Source organism: Phragmitibacter flavus (assembly GCF_005780165.1).
GTDB lineage: Bacteria > Verrucomicrobiota > Verrucomicrobiia > Verrucomicrobiales > Verrucomicrobiaceae > Phragmitibacter > Phragmitibacter flavus.
In genome coordinates, this window is the sequence record NZ_VAUV01000005.1 from 219,181 (window position 1) to 236,973 (window position 17,793).

Sequence of the window (17,793 nt, forward strand, 5' to 3'; positions counted from 1 at the left end):
GTTGATGGTGGATGGCCTGAGGCTGGAGAGCGTTGGAAGGGAGAAACCATCAACGACCGGCCATTGACCATCGACCTGGCTTCATTCTTCCACGAGGAGAGGCGATGCAAGGGCGTTCCAAGATTCCTTGTAGGGGTCGGGCAACGGTTCGCTGCTGCTTTTGGCGATGGCCTTGTCGGCTTCGTCCTTGGCGTTGTCGTAGAGTTCCTGAACTTCCTCCTTGGTGAACCAGCCTCGTTCGATAAGCTTTTGTTCGGACAAGGGGAGGCAGTCGCGTCCTTGAGGGGAGTTTTTAACTTCTTCCGGGATGTAGGAGGCGTCGTCGTGTTCGCCGTGTCCGCTGAGGCGGAGGAAGGTGCCGACGACCATTTGGGGGCCGTGTCCGGCGCGGGCGCGGGCGACGGCGTGGCGGAAGGTCTCGACGCAGGCGGGAAGGTCGGTGCCATCGACGGCGTAGCCTTCAATGCCGTAGCCCTTGGCGCGGTCGACAAGCGAATCGCAGGCAAACGAGCGGTTGTTGGGGGTGGAGTAGGCGTAGAGGTTGTTGGCCACGGAGATGACCATGGGCAGTTTTTCGATCGCGGCCAGGTTGACGGCCTCGTGAAAGGCACCGGTGGAGGTGCCGCCGTCGCCGATGCAGGTGGCACCGACGCAGTCGCCGATGGTGCCTTGCAGACGGCGGGAAAGGAGCATGCCACCAATGACGCTGACCATGGTGCCGAGGTGGGAAATCATCGCAGGCATGCCTTCGCGAGGACGACCGCGGTGGATATTGCCGTCGCGACCACGCATGGGCCCGAGCACGGAGCCGAGGTAGGTGCGGGTGGCGTCGAGGATGGATTCGCCGAAGGCCATTTTGCCGGCTTGGTCGCGAATGAGGCCGGCGTAGAGGTCCTTGCCTTTCGTAAGGTGGACGGTGAGGGCGGCGCTGAGGGCCTCTTGGCCGCGGCCGACATAAACGCCGCCAACGATGCGTCCGCCTGCGCGGTAGAGGCTGGCGAGTTTGTCCTCCAAAACCCGGGCGCGAACCATGTGTTTGAAGGCTTGCTGACAGAGTGGTTTCAACGTTTCAGCGGACGTTGTGGGAGGGGCGACGTGAGAGGAAGTGGACACGGCGGAATGAGAAGGTTGAGACGCTTCGGTGGGAAACATGACACACGTGTGGAGAGGTGGGAAGCGATTTCTTTTGTATGAGAAGAGCTAATAACTAACCGGAGATGTTCAAATGGAGCGTGTCAGGCGGGAACATCGGGAAATTTCATGTCATGGCTTGCGGGAGGGGTTGCTTTTGACTACAGGCATGAATGCAATTGATTCATGGCCCCGAAGTCGCCGCCGCGGTGCTGGCAGAGTGTGAAAAAGACATCGCTGAGCTTGCCCTGATGGGGAAGAAACCGGGTCTGGCGGTGGTGTTGGTGGGGGATGATCCGGCATCTCGGGCTTATGTGCGCAGCAAGGACAAAAAGTGTCGGGATTTGGGGCTGCATTCGGTGAAGCTGGAGCTGGCGGAGTCGACGACGCAGGAGGAGTTGCTGCAGGTGATTGCGGGGCTGAACGCTGATCCGGCGATCCATGGAATTTTGGTGCAGAGTCCGCCGCCGAAGCATATTGATGAGAGCGCGGTGGTGATGGCGATTGATCCGCGCAAGGATGTGGACGGTTTCCATCCGGTGAACGTGGCAAAACTGGCGCTGGAGGATCGCAGTGGCTTTGTGCCATGCACGCCGTTGGGGTGTCAGCGGATGTTGTTGCACGCGGGGATCGAGACGTCGGGTGCCAACGTGGTGGTGTTGGGGCGCAGCATGATTGTCGGCAAACCGATGGCGTTGTTGTTGATGGGGAAAGGCAGGGGCGGGGATGCGACCGTGACGGTGGCACATTCGCGCACAAAAAATCTGGCGGAGGTCACACGTGGAGCGGATATCTTGGTGGCGGCGATTGGTCGGCCGGAATTTGTGACGGCGGACATGGTGAAGGAAGGGGCGGTGGTGATTGATGTGGGGATCAACCGGGTGGAAGCACCTGAGTTGCCAAAAGGTTACAAGCTGGTGGGTGACGTGGCGTTTGATGAGGTGGCTCCCAAGTGTCGCGCGATCACACCGGTGCCGGGAGGAGTGGGGCCGATGACGATTGCGATGTTGATGGCCAATACGGTGAAGGCATGCAAGTTGAGTGATAAGTGAAAAGGGGTGAGTAAAAAACTCGGCTGAATGGTCCTTTCTGACTTCAATACTAATACTGCTTACTCTACCTTCCTCCCATGCCGATTGGTGTTTTTGACAGTGGTTACGGGGGATTGAGTGTGCTGCGCGAAATGCAGCGGGTGTTGCCGGACAAGGACTTTATTTATCTGGGGGATAGTGGTCGTGCGCCTTATGGAGGCAGGGATCTGGCGACGATTTTGGATTTTGCGGAGCAATGCACGGAGCTGTTGTTCGCCGAGGGTTGCAAGGTGGTGGTGGTGGCGTGCCACACGGTGTCGTGTGTGGCGTTGCGGCATTTGCAGCATCGCTATGCGAATGATGAACGCCGGGTGCTGGGGGTGACGGTGCCGGCGGCGGAGAATGCGGTGGCGGTGGCCAGGGGACGGATTGGATTTTTGGGGACGCGGAGGACGGTGGGGTCACACACGTTTCGCACGGAGGTGGCGAAGCTGGATGCAACCGCAGAGGTGAAGGAGGTGGCGGCTCCGTTGCTGGCACCGATTGTCGAAGAAGGCTGGGAGTGTGGGGAGATTGCGCGGCTGGCGGTGCAGCAATATGTGGAGCAACTGGGCGAGGTGGACACGCTGGTGTTGGGCTGCACGCATTACCCGTTGCTGAAGGCGGTGTTCGAAGAGGTGCTGCCTGATGGGGTCAACTTGCTGGATCCAGCACCGTTTGTGGCGGGTCGGTTTATGGACTGGCTGATGCGCCATCCGAGCTTTAGCGAATCAGCGGGTAGCGGACTTGTCAGAGTGCTGTCGTCGGGAGACACGGCACGTTTTGCCGTCAATGCGGAACGCTTTTTGGGGAAGGTTCCGTCAGTGGTGGAGTTTGTGTCGGAGCGTGGCGGTCGACTGGTTTTTTCCGCCGAGGGCAGTGAGCCGACGGGGCAGTTTTTGCGCTGAATTGGTGCGCGTTAAGCGCGCTCAAATACCGATGATGTCGCCTTCGGGGGAGACTTGAATGTGTTCGGCGGCAGGGACTTTGGGAAGGGCAGGCATGCGCATCATGGTGCCGGTGAGGACGACGATGAATCCGGCACCGTTGGCGATCTCGAAGTCGCGGACGGTGATGGTGAAACCCTTTGGGCGACCAAGTTTGGTGGCGTCGTCGGAGAGGGAGTTTTGGGTTTTCGCCATGCACAAGGGGAGGCGGTCGAATCCGTTCTTGCGGAACAGCTCGATTTTCGCTTTAGCGGCATCGGTCAAATGCACGCCATCAGCGCCATAGATGCGCGTGGCGATGGCGTGAAGTTTGTCTTCGATGGTGTCTTCCAGTTCGTAGAGTTGGGGAAGGGGGACGCTTTTTTCCGGCAGGGCGGCGAGGAGGGTTTTGGCGAGGTCGATGGCACCGTCACCTCCCTGTCCGAAGACGTCGGCGGTGGCGCAGGGGACGTTGCGTTGTTGGCAGAATTCGTGGATGAGAGCGAGTTCCTGCTCGCTGTCGTTGGTGAATCGGTTAATGGCGACGATGACCGGTCGTTGAAACTGGGCGGCGCTGTCGAGGTGGGCGGCGAGGTTCTCCAGTCCTGCGGAAAGAGCGATGTGGTCGGGGTAGGCGAGGGTGTTGAGTGGAGCGCCTCCGTGCATCTTGAGGGCGCGGACGGTGGCGACGATGACGATGGCTTCGGGTTGCAGTCCGGATTGACGGCATTTGATGCCCATGAATTTTTCGCCGCCGAGGTCGAAGGCAAATCCGCCTTCGGTGATGGCGAAGTCGGCATGGGCAAGGGCCATGCGGGTGGCAAGGATGGAGTTGCAGCCGTGGGCGATGTTGGCAAAGGGACCGCCGTGGACGAATGCGGGCACGCCTTCGACGGATTGCACGAGGTTGGGTTCGATGGCGTCACGGAGGATGGCAAGCAGGGCGCCGGTGACCCGGGCCTCTTTGGCGAAAACAGCGCTGCCGTCTTCGGTGAAGCCGACCACGATACGGTCGAGTCGGGCTTGCAGGTCTTGCAGGGATTCGGACAGGCAGAGAATGGCCATCACTTCCGAGGCGGCGGTGATGTCGAATCCGGTGGTGCGTTCGGTGGGTTTGCCAGGCGAAGTGTGGATCTGGCGCAGGCTGCGGTCGTTGACATCCAAAACGCGTTTCCAAAGCACGCCCTGGGGTTTCAGGTGGGTCTGGCCATTGAAGAGCTGATTGTCGATGACGGAGGACAGCAGGTTGTGGGCGCTGGTGATGGCGTGGAAGTCGCCGGTGAAGTGGAGGTTGATGGAGTTGGACGGATGCAGGGTGCTGCGTCCACCGCCGGTGGCTCCCCCTTTGCGGCCAAATACAGGGCCCATGGAGGGCTGACGCAGGGCAAGCGCGACGCTTTGCCCGGCTTTCTTTAGGCCTTGGGCGAGGCCGATGGACATGGTGGTTTTGCCTTCGCCGGCAGGAGTGGGCGTGATGGCGGAGACGAGGATGAGTTTGCCACGTTGAGGGCGATGTTCGAGGTCCTTCAGTGAGATCTTGGCCTTGTCATTCCCATAGCAGGTAAGGTGGCTGTCGGAGATGTGGAGCGACTGGGCTAAGGCGAAGATGTTCTGCATGTGGGAAAGGTGGCGTGATTTGACGACTAATGGCAGACCTGAGTAAGACCTCTCAAGCTAATCTCGTGCCGAAACCGGCGGGACCGATGTTAGTGTTGGGAGGTGTTTTTGCAACCCAGTCCGGGATTTGACTAGGCTTGCGCCGGAGGGCAAATGATGATTTAACGCGACACGTTTTCTTCCATGTAAGGGGAGACATCAAGTGCTAAAGGAGGGTTTGGAGAAAATTTTCTGAGGGGTGTGGGCGGATGATTAGGGTTGGTATTGATGCGTCGGTGGGGTAGGGTTTCGCTTCTTGGATCGTGATGGTTGAAGTCGCTAAAAATCTTCGCAGGGGTGCCCGGCAAATGCCTTTGTTTGCTTTGGAGAATCCGTTGAGTGCGAGGCTAGGGGTAGGTTTTTTCAAATCGGTGCCATCCAGGGCGGGGGTGTATTTTTTCCGGGATGTCGAGTCGCGGCTCTTATACATTGGCCAGTCGCACGACCTGCGTGCGCGCATTGGCAGCTACCGGCATCTGTCATTGGATCGGAATCCGCGTCGCCTGTTGAGGTTGGTGCATCGCATAACCCACGTGGAATGGGTCGAGTGCGAAGGTGCAGCGGAGGCGATTGAGCTTGAGCGAAAGCTGCTGCTGGAACATCGACCTCCGTTCAATCGTGCTGGGGTGTGGCCGGGATATGCGTGGTGGATGACGGTGAAACTGGCGGCAAACGGTGTTCATGTGGGCCTGAGCCGACAGGCGGGTGGTGAAACGGAGTGCATGGGACCGTTTCCAGCAGGTTTGCGGTATGCCCATGCATCGTTGATGAGGTGTGTGTTTCGGTATTTGAATCCTGAATGTTCGCTGGGTGCTTATCCACTGGGATTGCTTAATCTCACGGTGCCGTTGTCGATGTTGTTGAAGTTGGAGGCAAAGGATGGGAAGCGGTTGGTGGATTTGATGGTCGGTTGGGTGTCGGGTCAGAGCGATGAATTGCTGGTGATTTTGGAGTCGGTTGTGGGTGGAAAAGACGAGCGCGAAGTGGAGTATTGGGCGGGGGAGCTGGAGTCGTTGCGCCGTTTTTTTAAGAAGCGCAGGTCCGGGACGGATGCGTTGAAAATGCCTGCAGCGCCGCCTTTGCCGATGTTTCCCGAGTGGTGAGTCAACGAACGGCGGCAAAACGCTGACGGTATTCCAGAGGACTGAGGCCGGTGCGGGTGCGGAAGACGCGGGTGAAGTGGCTTTGATCGTAGAACCCGCAGTCGAGTGCGATCTGGCCGACGGGATTGGTGCTTTGTTCCAACTGTCGGCTGGCCATGTGGAGTCGCACGCGGGTGACGTATTCGATGGGGCTCATACTGAAGAGCCGGGAGAATTCGCGTTGGAGCTGGCTGACGGAGAGGTGGGCGAGGCTGGCGAGATGGTCGACGGACATGGTCTCGCCGTAGTGGGCAAGGACGTGGTCGCACACCTGGGTGAGGCGTTGATAGGAGCCGGGGGCGTCGCCGGCGCGGTCGTAGGGTCGCATGACGCCGGCGATGCCGATGACTTCGTTTTGTTTGTCGATCAAGGGCAGTTTGGTGCTGAGATGCCAGTGCGGCATGCCGTCGGAGTCCTGCACGAGCCAGATTTTGTCGATGATCGGGAGACGTTCGCTCATGACCTTGCGGTCTTCTTCAACGTATTGGGCGGCGAGAGCGGGAGGGTTGAAATCGAAGTCGCATTTGCCGATCATTTCGGCGTCGGAATCGCAGCCATGGAGACGCGCGAGGCTGCGGTTGACCTTCATGTATCGATGCTGGTGATCCTTCACAAAGAGATATACCCCAGGAAGAAAATCGAACATGGTTGCCAGCACGGAAGGGCTGTCGAGCTGCTGGAAAAAGTCAGCGCTGACCTGCTGAGGTGAAGGTGCCTGCATGCGGTGATTTTACCAACAACTGCGGCATCAATCAAAGTCTTCCATGACATTTCATGAGACAATGGGCGCATGATTTTTCGGTTGGTTATTGTCACGACACTTCCATGCATGCTTCTCGGCGGGGTTTCACCGTTGAGGGCCGGAGGCATTGAGTTTAATCGCGATGTGCGTCCGATCTTGTCGGAAAACTGCTTTTATTGTCATGGTCAGGACCCCAAAACACGCGAGGCGGATTTGCGTCTGGATGAGCATGAGGGCGCGACGCGTGATTTGGGAGGTTATGCGGCCATTGTGCCGGGGAAACCGGAGGAGAGTGAGATACTGAAGCGGATGATGGCGCATGACAAAGCTGACCTGATGCCACCGCCGGAATCGAATCGGAAAGTTTCAACCGAACAACTGGAAGTGGTGAAGCAATGGATTGCTGAGGGGGCGCACTATGAAAAGCATTGGGCCTATCTGACTCCGAAACGGGCGGAGTTGCCTGAGGTCGGCAAGGATGATTGGTCACGGCATAATTTGGATCGTTGGGTGCTGGCGCGATTGGAGAAGGAGGGATTGGCACCGTCGAAAGAAGCTTCACCTTCGACATGGTTGCGACGGGTGAGTCTGGATCTGACGGGGCTGCCGGTGGAGCCGCGTGAGCTGGAGGCGTTTGAGGAGCAGGTGAGGCAGCATGGGGAAGGCGCTTATGAGGAGGCGGTGAACCGTTTATTGGATTCGCCGCATTTTGGCGAACGCATGGCGATCGACTGGCTGGATGCGGCGAGATATGCGGATTCGCATGGGTTTAACAATGACGGGTTGCGGACCATGTGGCGGTGGCGGGATTGGGTGATTGATGCGTTTAATGCGAACCTGCCGTATGACCAGTTTATCACGGAACAACTGGCGGGGGATCTGTTGCCGAAGCCGACGTTGGAGCAGAGGATTGCGACAGGGTTTTCGCGCAATCACGTCATCAACAGCGAGGGCGGGATCATTGATGAGGAGTATCGGGTCGAGTATGTGGCGGATCGGGTGAGGACGACGAGCACGGCGTGGCTTGGGCTGACGATGGAGTGTTCGCGTTGTCATGATCACAAGTATGATGCGGTGACGCAGAAGGATTATTTTCAGCTGTTTGCGTTCTTCAACAGCGTGCCGGAGCATGGCGAGGACGGTCGCATTGCCAATGCGGTGCCGCAGATTCCCGCGCCGACGAAACTGCAGCAGACGTTGATGACGAAACAGCAGGCGGAACTGGCGAAGCTGGATGCGGCCCTGGCTCCGATGCTAGCGGATCAGATGGACGACGAGGAGAGATTGAGCAGGATTGCGGAGGAGGCAGCGAGGGTGAAGGAGACTTTGAAAATGGTGGTGCTTTTGCCGGATGGTGTGGATGGCGTGGTGGGGAATGGGATGGTGTTGAAGGCGGAAGTGCCGGCTCCGAGGATCGCGGCGAAAGCGCTGGATTTCAAAAGCGAGTCGGGTTTGAGTTTGTCGTTTTGGCTGAAGCCAGATGCAGCGAATGGTCGGGATGTGCCGTTGCTGTCGGCGTTGGATTATAGCGGGTCACCTGCGGCGTCGGGGTATGGTCGAGGGCAGGAGTTGCGGTTGATCGATGGCGAGCTGGAGTGGCGGGCGAGCAGTCGCCTGCCGGTGTATGCGATGGTGGTGCGAACCGAGGGGGCGTCGATCAAGCCGGGGGTGTGGCGGCAGGTGGTGGTGAGCATCGCGCATGGCATCAAGGCGGAGAAGGTGCGGATATTTGTGGATGGCTTGGAACTGCCGATGGTGGTGCGTTATGACGGGTTGCCTGCGCCGATTGATAATCGCGAATTTCTGGTGGGGGCGGACAATGGCAAGGAAGGGGCGAGATGGGTTGGCGAGCTGGATGAGCTGGGGGTGATCGCGAAACCGCTGGGTGGCGATGAGGTGATGCAATTGTTTTTGGCAAATGCGTTGCCGCTGGCTGGAAAGTTTGCAGCGGAGGAATGGGCGAAGGGTTGGCGACATCGGGCTTTGTTGTCGGACGATGAGTTGACCAAGGCGTTGGTGGCGCGGCGCAAGGCGGTTTGGGAGGCACATCTCGCGACGCGTCGGGGCTTGCCGAATTCGATGGTGATGGTGGAGCTGCCGGAGCCGCGACCGACGTTTGTGTTGGATCGGGGCATGTATGATGCGCCAACGGAACGGGTGGAGCCGGGGGTGCCGGAGGGTTTGATAACGCCCTGGCCGGAAGGGGCACCGCGCAATCGTCTGGGTTTGGCGAAGTGGTTCACGCAGCCGCGGCATCCGTTGACGGCGCGGGTGGTGGTGAACCGTTTCTGGGCGCAGTTGTTTGGTGTCGGAATTGTGAAGACGCTGGAGGATTTTGGTTCGCAAAGTGAGTGGCCAAGTCATCCCGAATTGTTGGACCTACTGGCGCGTGATTTTGTGGATGGTGGTTGGGATGTGAAGGGATTGTTCAAGGCGATGGTGTTGTCGTCGACCTATCGTCAATCGAGCGAAGTGAAGGCGGAGTTGGTGGCGCGTGATCCAGAGAATCGGTTGCTGGCGAGAGGGCCGAGGGTGAGGTTGCCGGCGGAGGTGATCCGGGATCAGGCTTTGGCGGTGTCGGGTTTGCTGGTGCCGAAAATCGGCGGTCCGAGTGTGTATCCGTATCAGCCTGACAAGCTCTACGATGGGGTGGTGGTGGGCACGGCTTATCCGGGTTCGCGATGGGAGCAGGGAACGGGTGAGGATTTGTATCGGAGAAGTCTCTACACGTTCTGGAAACGGACGGTGACCCATCCCGCAATGCTGACGTTGGATGCGCCGGACCGGGAGTTTTGCAGTGTGCGGAGGTCGAGGACAAATACGCCGTTGCAGGCTTTGTTGTTGTGGAATGAGCCGGGCTATCTGGAGGCGGCGCGACATCTGGCGGGACGAATGATCAAGGAGGGTGGCGTGGATGATCAGGCGCGCTTGAGATTTGGGTTTCAACTGGTGACGGGACGTGAGGGGGAGGATGCTGAGGTGCGGGTGGTTTATGCGACTTTGGAGAAACTACGCGAGCAGTTTGCGGGTGCGCCACAGGATGCGGAGGCGTTTTTGAAGGTGGGGAGTTCGCCGCAGGATGAGTCGATTTCGAAGCCCGAACTGGCGGCAATGATGGGGGTGGCGAGCATGCTGTTGAACTTGGACGAAACCATTACCAATAACTGATTTTATTTTTTATGTCCTGTCATCGATATCAACATGTAAGCAATCGCCGGGACTTTCTGGCGAGGTCGGGTCTTGGATTGGGATCAGCGGCGCTGGCGCATTTGTTTTCTGCGGACGCGGGGGCGGCCGAGAAGGAGGCGGCGCTGGCGCAGTTGACGCATTTTGCTCCGAAGGCGAAGCGGGTGATTTGTTTGTTTCAATCGGGTGGGCCGTCGCACCTTGAGTTGTTTGATGACAAGCCGGTGTTAAGGCAGCGGTTTGATGAGGATTTGCCGGAGTCGATCAGTCGCGGACAGCGGATCACGGGCATGGTGGCATCGCAGAAGCGTTTTGCGGTGCAGCCGAGCCGGTGGAATTACCAACCGGGTGGGAAGTCGGGCACGATGATCAGCGATCTGATGCCGCATACGCGCGCGATTTCGGATGAGATTTGTTTGATTCGGTCCATGCATACGGAGGCGATCAATCATGATCCGGCGATCACCTTTTTTCAGACGGGGAGTCAGTTGCCGGGGAGGCCGAGCATGGGGGCGTGGACGGATTATGGATTGGGGAGATTGAATGAGAATTTGCCGTCGTTTGTGGTGCTGATTTCGGTGAATAAACAGAACTCAGGTCAGGGTTTGCTGGCGCGGTTGTGGGGCAGTGGATTTTTGCCGAGCGGACATCAGGGCGTTCAGTTTCGCAGTGCGGGAGAGCCGGTGTTGTATTTGAATGATCCGCAGGGGATCGATCGTGGCCGGCGGCGGATGATGCTGGATGGCATTGCGGAGTTGAACCAGCAGAGTTTTGCGAGGAGAGGCGATCCGGAGATTGAGACTCGGATCACACAGGCCGAGATGGCTTATCGGATGCAGAGCAGTGTGCCGGAGTTGATGGATCTAAAGGGAGAACCGGAGCATGTGCTCAACAGTTATGGGCCTGATGTGACGGAGCCGGGAAGTTTTGCGCGGAATTGTCTGCTGGCGCGTCGCATGGCGGAGCGGGGAGTGCGGTTCATCCAGCTTTATCATCGGGACTGGGATCATCATGGAGGGATTCAGGATCGCTTGCCGCAGATGGCCTTGGATACGGATCAGCCGAGTGCGGCGCTGGTAAGGGACTTGAAGCAGCGCGGATTGTTGGAAGATACGCTGGTGATTTGGGGGGGGGAGTTTGGCCGGACGCCTTATGCGCAGGGTGGGGCGAATCTAGAAAAGTATGGTCGCGATCACCATGGCAAGGCGTTTTCGATCTGGATGGCCGGTGGTGGGATCAAGGGCGGGATGAGCTACGGGGCGACGGATGATTTTGGTTTTAACGTGGAGCAGAACCCGGTGCATATTCATGATTTGCAGGCCACCATTTTGCATTGCCTGGGCATGGATCACACCAAGCTGACTTATCGTTTTCAGGGCCGTCAGTTCAGGCTGACGGACGTGCATGGGCACGTGGTGAAAGGGATTTTGAGCTAGGCGAGTTTGTGGTCGCGAGCCCGCTGGCGACGCAGCAAGCATGACGTGGCCCCGATGATGAGGAGGCTGGCGGTCATGGGTTCTGGAATGGCGCGGAGAAATTGATCGGTGGTGAGAATGCTGTTGCTGAATCGCACTTCGTCCATCCAGCCGTCGAAGGCACGACCGCCGCCCGCGTTGCCAAGGAAGAATGCTCCGCCATTGTAGACGAGGTCTTGCACTCCGACGGCGCTGATTTGCCCTGAACCAGCCAAAGCATAGTCCTTGTAGAAAGTGAAGGTGTTGGTGGAGTCGTCGAAGGTGATCGCGACATGGTGCCATTCGCCATCTCCAAACAGGCCGTTGGAGTTGCTGCCGATGTTCTGGTTGAAGCCATCGCCTGAAGTATTGGCGAGCACCTGGTGATCCACCCGGAGGCGAAGCTGTGAGTCGATGGATTCAACATTGGGGGCAGCATTGCCGACGTTGTTGGTGTCAAGCAGCCAAGTGGGTCCACCGTTGCGCTCTTTGCCGGCGAGAGAGGCGAACTGGACATTGTCTTCAACGCGGACAAACATTTCCAAGGTGAAGCTGAAAGGGGTGGTGCTGTCCACCGGTTCGAAAAGGGGGCTGGTAACGGCGATGCGTCCGCCACGCCCTGTGTTGTAGACGGGTGTGGCATCGTTTACACCGGCGTTTTCGAATTTGACCGACGTCGTATTGTTCGAATTGATGACGGGTCCGTTCAAGCCGTCGAGAATAGTCAGTCCAGGCGTGGAACTGTTGTATTGTGGAAGAACGGCTCCAGTGCCTGAGGAACTGCCAGTCCCGGTGAGGTTGTTTCCACTAGAATCGGTGACGGAGGTGGCATTGCTGCCTGCAGTCCCACCAAATTGATAATACAAAACCGTGGCCGCCTGGGTCGTTGGAACTAGAAGCAGGCCGATGAGAGTCGAGCAAAAAGCTGCAATTCGGCTTGTGTTAAAAGTGATTGGAAACGGTTTCATGGTTTGCGCGGGTTGGCGGACCAAAGTAGCCCCAAGGAGAGCATGCGGCAATACGTTGTAATGACGCAACAAAAAAATGATGAGTCGGGGGTGAAGGACTGTTCCGATCGATGAGGATCGGACATTTCTGCGTTACGCAGGCAAACCGGGAAGAAGTGATCGCGAAATCATCAGGAGCGCTTTTTTTCTGCTCCTTTAGGGGATCATTCGGTCCGCGCGGACGCAAGAAAAGTGTCCATCAACTCTTGGAGTCGTTCCTGACTGAGGCTTGTTTCTACTTCGATCTGGACAACTTGAAGGCCGTCAGGCCCGCTTTTTTCGGGTTCTTCAGGTGGGCGCCATGGGGTGACGTCGTTTTGTTTCAGATAGTCGAGAAATGCTTGAGCGACACTTTTCTCGGCATGAAAGGTCGTGACCGTCTGCTCGTGGGTGGGTGGGATAAGGATGATGCTTTTTCGTTGCATGGATCTATTGGATTCAGAGATTTTCGGGCAGGACTTTATACCACTCGGGATGACCGGTGATGATGAAGTAGGTGATGGGGCTTGAGACGTGGGTGACGACTTGTTCCTGAATTTGGGTGTGTGCCCAGCGGGCGCGATTTTCGGTGGTGTCTTCAGACTCAATATGGTGAGCCCAGCGCTGGAATTTTTCGGGATTAAAAAACACATAGGTCGATGTCACCTCGCGGCTGATGGCGTATTGCTGGCACTGATCGAGAATTTGAAAATAGTCGTCCAGACTGAGAGGTTCAGGGCCGCTGGATACGTCCTCGGGAAAATGCAATTCCGACTCGTAGCGGAGAAACAACATTTCCGCAGGGGATTCGTTCGAGTTGTCGAGATAGTGATCGAATGATCGTTTGAAGTCGGCGAATAAAGCAGAATCAGACATGGCTCAGGAAAGCGGTTGTTAATTGCTTCGAGCGTCGTTGGCCAGTTGGCCCTCCAGTTGTCGGATTTATTGGCTGGCAGCGGTCACGGCAAAACGACTACGTGGCCGTCTTTGAAGTCGAGACAGCGTTCGCGAAGTCCTTGGGACACGGGTTTGGGGATGTAGACGGGAACGCGGCCGATTAGATGTCGGCGATATTCGGGGGAGGCTTCGAGCGGGGTCCAGGTGAGCTGCCACCAGGCTTTGCCTTTTTGCGGTCCGGTGAGGCAGCGGACGTAGTCGAAGGTGAGGATTTGCTGGGGGTTGTCTTCGAATTGTTCGGCGTGGACGGACTCCAAATAACGCTGGAAGGCATCCGTGTAGATGATGCCGCAGGTCAGTTTGGAAAGGGGGCTCAAAAGGATGAAGGAGGAGGGATGAAGGATGAAGGTTTAAGGGAAGAGTCCACGTTGTTTTTTGGCGTCGGCGACGCGTTTGATGCCGATGCTGAGGGCGGCGGTGCGCATGGTGAGCTTTTTGTCTCGGGCGGTGTGGACCGTTTGTTTGAAGGCGGTTTCTAGGATGCGGTAAAGCTTGCCCATGACCTCGGCTTCGTCCCAGAAGAACGATTGAAGATCCTGGACCCATTCGAAATAACTGACCACGACGCCACCGGCGTTGCAGAGAATGTCGGGAATGACGAAGATCTCAGGACGCTGGGCGATGATGGCGTCGGCTTCAGGGGTGGTGGGGCCGTTGGCGGCTTCAGCGAGGATACGGCACTGGATCCTGGCGGCGTTGTCCTTGGTGATCTGTCGTTCGAGGGCGGCAGGGACGAGGATGTCGCATGGGATGAGCAGCAGTTCTTCGTTGGTGATGGGTTCGGCTTCAGGAAATCCAACGACGGTGCGATTTTTGGTGACGTGGGCATCGAGAAGGTTGAGGTCGAGCCCTTTGGCGTTGTAGATGCCGCCGAAGGCGTCGCTGACGGCAATGATTTTGGTGCCGAAGCGGGCGATGGAACCGGCGGCGACGGAGCCGACGTTGCCAAATCCCTGGATGACGGCGGTGGTGTTTTCGGGAGCGAGCTTGATGTGCTCCATGGCGCGTCCGACGAGGAATCCGACGCCGCGTCCGGTGGATTCGCGTCGTCCCAACGAACCGCCGAGGTTGACGGGTTTGCCGGTGACGACACCGGGGACGGAGTAGCCGCTGTGGGTGGAGTAGGTGTCCATCATCCACGCCATGGTTTGTTCGTTGGTGCCCATGTCGGGGGCGGGGATGTCGATTTGCGGTCCGATAAAACCGATGATTTCCTGAGTGAAGCGTCGGGTGAGGCGTTCGAGTTCCTGGATGGACATTTTGCCGGGATCGCAGGTGACGCCACCTTTGGCACCGCCGTAGGGGAGGCCGGTGAGGGCACATTTCCAGCTCATCCACATGGCGAGGGCGGCGACTTCGCCGAGGGCGACGTCGGGATGGTAGCGCATGCCGCCTTTGGTGGGTCCGAGGGAGAGGTGATGCTGGACGCGGAAGCCGGTGAAGACCTGGGTGCTTCCGTCATCCATGTTGACGGGAACGGCAACGGTGATGGCGCGTTTGGGGTATTTGACGCGTTCGCGTTCGCGTTGTCCGATTTCGAGGAGGTCGGCGACTTCGTCAAACTGGGCACAGGCCATGTCGAAAATGGGGTGTTTGTAGATGTCCATGGGAGGAGGGATAAGTGAAAAGGGGAAAGTGAAAAGTAAAAAGGCGCGACTCTGAGGGAGCCGCGCCTTGGGAAGGGGTTACGCTGTTGAGGCGTTTTAGACGGCGAAGCGGGTGGCGACGGCGTCCCAGTCGACGACGTTCCAGAAGGCGGCGATGTAGTCGGGGCGCTTGTTCTGGTATTTGAGGTAGTAGGCGTGCTCCCAAACGTCAAGGCCAAGGAGAGGGATGCCGGTGCTGTCCATCAACGGGTTGTCCTGGTTGGGGGTGCTGGTGATGGCGAGTTTGCCGTCTTTTTTGACGAGCCATGCCCAACCGGAACCGAAGCGGGTGGTGGCGGCTTTGGCGAAAGCTTCTTTGAAGGCGTCGAAGCTACCGAAGGCTTCATCAATGGCTTTGGCGAGGTCGCCGGATGGTGCGCCGCCCTTGGAGGAAAGGCTGTTCCAGAAGAAGGTGTGGTTCCAGTGACCACCGCCGTTGTTGCGAACGGCGGTGCGGATGTCGTCAGGGACTTTGCTGAGGTTGGCGCAGAGCTCGTCGATGGTCATCGCTTCGAGATCGGCCTTGTCTTTGATGGCGTTGTTGAGGTTGGTGACGTAGGCGTTGTGATGCTTGTCATGATGGATTTCCATCGTCTGAGCGTCGATGTGGGGCTCAAGCGCGTCGTTGGCGTAGGGAAGTGGGGCTAATGTGAAGGCCATGGTATTTTGTTGGTTGGGTTCGTGATTTGGCAAGGAAGATTCGTATGCGCCCTCGGGTTTGGATGCGCGTTAAAATCGTAGCGTCATGGGACGGCTCGGCAAGGACAACGTGAAGAATAAAATTGGTGCAAGTCGGGCTCGTCGGGAATCAGTCATCTTTTGGGCTGACAGGCGGGGTTTTGTGGGCATGTTGCTGGCCCTCCGATTCCGAAATTTTTTATGTCCAACGAACGCAAGACTCTTGAAGAACGCGCCCAGATGTCCGACATCGAGCGCCTGCGCCACTCCTGCGCCCACATCATGGCGACGGCGATTCTGAGAATCTGGCCGGATGCGCAGTTTGCTTATGGTCCACCGGTGGAGAACGGATTTTATTACGATTTCGACATGAAACACCGGATCACACCGGACGATTTTGAGAAGATCGAGGCGGAGATGAAGAAGATTTCCAAGGAGAACCAGAAGTTCGAGTGGAAAGGCGTTTCACGCGATGAAGCGATGGCGCTGGCGGAGAGTGGCCGACTTGGGGGATTGAGCGAACGACCGGGCAATCCGTCGGTCTTTAAGCTCGATTTGATCGCGAAAATTCCTGAGGGTGAACAGATTTCATGTTTCCAGAACGGGGAGTTTATCGATCTTTGTGCGGGACCGCATGTGGGGTATTCGGGCAAATGCAAAAACGTGAAGCTGATGTCGGTGGCGAGCGCGTTTTATATGGGCGACGAGACGAAACCGCAGTTGCAGCGTTTGTATGGAACGGCGTTTCCAACCAAGGAAGAGTTGGAGCAGCATTTGATGCAGCTTGAGGAAGCAAAGAAGCGTGATCATCGCAAGTTGGGCAAGGAGTTGAAGCTGTTTCACATCGATGACGAAGTGGGACAGGGTTTGATTTTGTGGACGCCGAACGGGGCGATCTTGCGTCAGGAGTTGCAGAACTTCATCTCGGAGGAGTTGCGCAAGCAGGGGTATAGTCAGGTGTTCACGCCGCACATCGGCAAGGTGGGTCTTTACAAGACGAGCGGTCACTTTCCCTATTACAAGGAGAGCCAGTTTGCGCCGGTGATTGAAAATGATGATCTTGCCAAAGTGGTGACGGAAGGTTGTGGATGTGGCGAGATGATGGCGAGGCTCGGGGCGGTGTCGGCGAAGATGCGCGAGAAGATCAATGAGCGTGCGGGAACTGAAGTGGTGACGGATGATCGGGTATTGCCGGATGAGCAGTTGCTGGACGGGTTTTTGTTGAAGCCGATGAACTGTCCGCATCACATCAAGATTTTTGATAGTCAGCCGAGGAGTTATCGGGAGTTACCGGTGCGACTGGCGGAGTTTGGCACGGTGTATCGCTGGGAGAAGAGTGGTGAATTGAATGGCATGACTCGCGTGCGTGGGTTTACGCAGGATGATGCGCATTTGTTCTGCACGGAAGATCAGGTGGCGGGCGAGGTGCTGGGATGTTTGAGCCTGGTGAAGATCGTGCTGAACACCTTGGGCATGCATGACTATCGTGTGCGGGTGGGATTGCGTGACCCTGACAGCAGCAAGTTCACGGGCGATGCTGACAAGTGGGACAAGGCGGAGGCCGCTTGTCGTGAGGCGGCAGCAACGCTGGGTGTTCCGTTTACAGAGGAACCAGGAGAAGCGGCGTTTTATGGTCCGAAGATCGACTTCGTGATCAAAGACGTGATTGGACGCGAGTGGCAGTTGGGCACGGTGCAGGTGGACTATGTGTTGCCCGTGAGGTTTGATTTGAGTTATGTCGGACCGGATAACAAACCGCATCGTCCGGTGATGATTCATCGTGCGCCGTTTGGCAGTATGGAGCGTTTCTGCGGGGTGTTGATTGAGCACTTTGCAGGTCACTTCCCGGTGTGGCTGGCCCCTGAGCAGGTGCGGGTTTTGACCGTTAGTGAGAAGAGCGATGCCTTTGCGGATGAAGTGTTGAGTTTGTTGAGGGCGGGCGGTTTCAGGGCGACGTTGGACAATTGCTCCGACAAGATTGGGGCGAAGATTCGCAATGCGCAGTTGGACCGGATTCCGTATATGCTGGTGCTTGGCGAGAAGGAAGCCGCAGCGCGGAGCGTGGCGATCCGGCACAGCAAGAAGGGCGACTTTGGCGTGAAGCCGGTGGAGGAATTTGTGGCGGAGCTGAAGGCGGAGGTGGCGGAGCGGAGGTTGTGAAGTTGGCGGGAGTCGGGCCGGACAGGATGTCCGGCATACGGCACCGACTGGAAGTCCGT

The 17,793-nt window shown here is 57.6% G+C and carries 15 protein-coding genes; 6 read left to right on the plus strand and 9 right to left on the minus strand.

Annotation, left to right across the window (positions count from 1 at the left end; translation table 11 throughout):
* Window positions 1-81 precede the first annotated feature (81 nt).
* Window positions 82-1,113, minus strand: coding sequence for a thiamine pyrophosphate-dependent dehydrogenase E1 component subunit alpha (locus FEM03_RS07710; RefSeq protein WP_240772700.1), 1,032 nt, complete (start codon window positions 1,111-1,113; stop codon window positions 82-84).
* Between the two features lie 191 nt (window positions 1,114-1,304).
* Here FEM03_RS07710 and FEM03_RS07715 point away from each other — a divergent pair, with 191 nt between their 5' ends.
* A complete protein-coding gene (locus tag FEM03_RS07715) occupies window positions 1,305-2,183 on the plus strand; it encodes a bifunctional 5,10-methylenetetrahydrofolate dehydrogenase/5,10-methenyltetrahydrofolate cyclohydrolase (RefSeq protein WP_138085621.1) in 879 nt (292 codons plus the stop codon).
* A 77-nt stretch (window positions 2,184-2,260) separates the two neighbouring features.
* Window positions 2,261-3,109 carry a glutamate racemase gene (murI, locus tag FEM03_RS07720; RefSeq protein WP_138085622.1) on the plus strand — a complete coding sequence of 283 codons (849 nt, stop codon included), beginning with the start codon at window positions 2,261-2,263 and terminating at the stop codon, window positions 3,107-3,109.
* 21 nt (window positions 3,110-3,130) lie between these two features.
* On the opposite strand, the gene FEM03_RS07725 is transcribed toward murI, so the two are convergent.
* Window positions 3,131-4,744 carry a formate--tetrahydrofolate ligase gene (locus tag FEM03_RS07725; RefSeq protein ID WP_138085623.1) on the minus strand — a complete coding sequence of 538 codons (1,614 nt, stop codon included), beginning with the start codon at window positions 4,742-4,744 and terminating at the stop codon, window positions 3,131-3,133.
* Window positions 4,745-5,049: 305 nt separating this feature from the next.
* On the opposite strand from FEM03_RS07725, the gene FEM03_RS07730 reads away from it, so the two are divergent.
* Entirely contained in the window at window positions 5,050-5,886 is an 837-nt protein-coding gene (locus FEM03_RS07730) for a nucleotide excision repair endonuclease (protein WP_138085624.1), read from the plus strand.
* 1 nt (window position 5,887) lies between these two features.
* Here FEM03_RS07730 and FEM03_RS07735 read toward each other — a convergent pair whose 3' ends face one another.
* Window positions 5,888-6,646 (minus strand): AraC family transcriptional regulator, encoded by a 759-nt coding sequence (locus FEM03_RS07735; RefSeq protein ID WP_138085625.1) that lies wholly within the window; start codon window positions 6,644-6,646, stop codon window positions 5,888-5,890.
* A gap of 69 nt (window positions 6,647-6,715) precedes the next feature.
* Between FEM03_RS07735 and FEM03_RS07740 the strand changes: the two genes are divergently transcribed.
* On the plus strand, window positions 6,716-9,835 hold the full coding sequence (locus tag FEM03_RS07740) for a DUF1553 domain-containing protein (protein WP_138085626.1): 3,120 nt from the start codon (window positions 6,716-6,718) through the stop codon (window positions 9,833-9,835).
* An 11-nt stretch (window positions 9,836-9,846) separates the two neighbouring features.
* Entirely contained in the window at window positions 9,847-11,289 is a 1,443-nt protein-coding gene (locus FEM03_RS07745; protein ID WP_138085627.1) for a DUF1501 domain-containing protein, read from the plus strand.
* On the opposite strand, the gene FEM03_RS07750 is transcribed toward FEM03_RS07745, so the two are convergent.
* The 6 genes from FEM03_RS07750 to FEM03_RS07770 form a co-directional block, all read right to left on the minus strand.
* Complete coding sequence (locus tag FEM03_RS07750; protein WP_138085628.1) at window positions 11,286-12,275, minus strand: LamG domain-containing protein; 990 nt, start codon at window positions 12,273-12,275, stop codon at window positions 11,286-11,288. The two genes, FEM03_RS07745 and FEM03_RS07750, sit on opposite strands and share 4 nt — an antisense overlap.
* Window positions 12,276-12,478: 203 nt before the next feature.
* On the minus strand, window positions 12,479-12,739 hold the full coding sequence (locus tag FEM03_RS24355) for a hypothetical protein (protein ID WP_166442711.1): 261 nt from the start codon (window positions 12,737-12,739) through the stop codon (window positions 12,479-12,481).
* 13 nt (window positions 12,740-12,752) lie between these two features.
* Entirely contained in the window at window positions 12,753-13,169 is a 417-nt protein-coding gene (locus FEM03_RS07755; RefSeq protein ID WP_138085629.1) for a hypothetical protein, read from the minus strand.
* A gap of 83 nt (window positions 13,170-13,252) precedes the next feature.
* Entirely contained in the window at window positions 13,253-13,567 is a 315-nt protein-coding gene (locus tag FEM03_RS07760) for a hypothetical protein (protein ID WP_138085630.1), read from the minus strand.
* Window positions 13,568-13,600: 33 nt separating this feature from the next.
* Window positions 13,601-14,857, minus strand: coding sequence for a Glu/Leu/Phe/Val family dehydrogenase (locus FEM03_RS07765; RefSeq protein ID WP_240772701.1), 1,257 nt, complete (start codon window positions 14,855-14,857; stop codon window positions 13,601-13,603).
* 96 nt (window positions 14,858-14,953) lie between these two features.
* The gene (locus FEM03_RS07770; protein WP_138085631.1) at window positions 14,954-15,556 is read right to left on the minus strand and encodes a superoxide dismutase; all 603 of its coding nucleotides are present in this window, start codon (window positions 15,554-15,556) and stop codon (window positions 14,954-14,956) included.
* A gap of 219 nt (window positions 15,557-15,775) precedes the next feature.
* Between FEM03_RS07770 and thrS the strand changes: the two genes are divergently transcribed.
* The gene (gene thrS, locus FEM03_RS07775) at window positions 15,776-17,734 is read left to right on the plus strand and encodes a threonine--tRNA ligase (protein WP_138085632.1); all 1,959 of its coding nucleotides are present in this window, start codon (window positions 15,776-15,778) and stop codon (window positions 17,732-17,734) included.
* The last annotated feature ends 59 nt before the right edge of the window (window positions 17,735-17,793 follow it).

What these genes read in the sequence shown, in the direction of transcription:
- FEM03_RS07765 (WP_240772701.1), bottom strand. Translation starts at nt 14,857, where the DNA reads ATGGACATCTACAAACACCCCATTTTCGACATGGCCTGTGCCCAGTTT.
- FEM03_RS07745 (WP_138085627.1), top strand. Translation starts at nt 9,847, where the DNA reads ATGTCCTGTCATCGATATCAACATGTAAGCAATCGCCGGGACTTTCTG.
- murI (WP_138085622.1), top strand. Translation starts at nt 2,261, where the DNA reads ATGCCGATTGGTGTTTTTGACAGTGGTTACGGGGGATTGAGTGTGCTG.
- FEM03_RS07735 (WP_138085625.1), bottom strand. Translation starts at nt 6,646, where the DNA reads ATGCAGGCACCTTCACCTCAGCAGGTCAGCGCTGACTTTTTCCAGCAG.
- FEM03_RS24355 (WP_166442711.1), bottom strand. Translation starts at nt 12,739, where the DNA reads ATGCAACGAAAAAGCATCATCCTTATCCCACCCACCCACGAGCAGACG.
- thrS (WP_138085632.1), top strand. Translation starts at nt 15,776, where the DNA reads ATGTCCAACGAACGCAAGACTCTTGAAGAACGCGCCCAGATGTCCGAC.
- FEM03_RS07725 (WP_138085623.1), bottom strand. Translation starts at nt 4,744, where the DNA reads ATGCAGAACATCTTCGCCTTAGCCCAGTCGCTCCACATCTCCGACAGC.
- FEM03_RS07715 (WP_138085621.1), top strand. Translation starts at nt 1,305, where the DNA reads ATGCAATTGATTCATGGCCCCGAAGTCGCCGCCGCGGTGCTGGCAGAG.
- FEM03_RS07750 (WP_138085628.1), bottom strand. Translation starts at nt 12,275, where the DNA reads ATGAAACCGTTTCCAATCACTTTTAACACAAGCCGAATTGCAGCTTTT.
- FEM03_RS07740 (WP_138085626.1), top strand. Translation starts at nt 6,716, where the DNA reads ATGATTTTTCGGTTGGTTATTGTCACGACACTTCCATGCATGCTTCTC.
- FEM03_RS07730 (WP_138085624.1), top strand. Translation starts at nt 5,050, where the DNA reads ATGGTTGAAGTCGCTAAAAATCTTCGCAGGGGTGCCCGGCAAATGCCT.
- FEM03_RS07755 (WP_138085629.1), bottom strand. Translation starts at nt 13,169, where the DNA reads ATGTCTGATTCTGCTTTATTCGCCGACTTCAAACGATCATTCGATCAC.
- FEM03_RS07770 (WP_138085631.1), bottom strand. Translation starts at nt 15,556, where the DNA reads ATGGCCTTCACATTAGCCCCACTTCCCTACGCCAACGACGCGCTTGAG.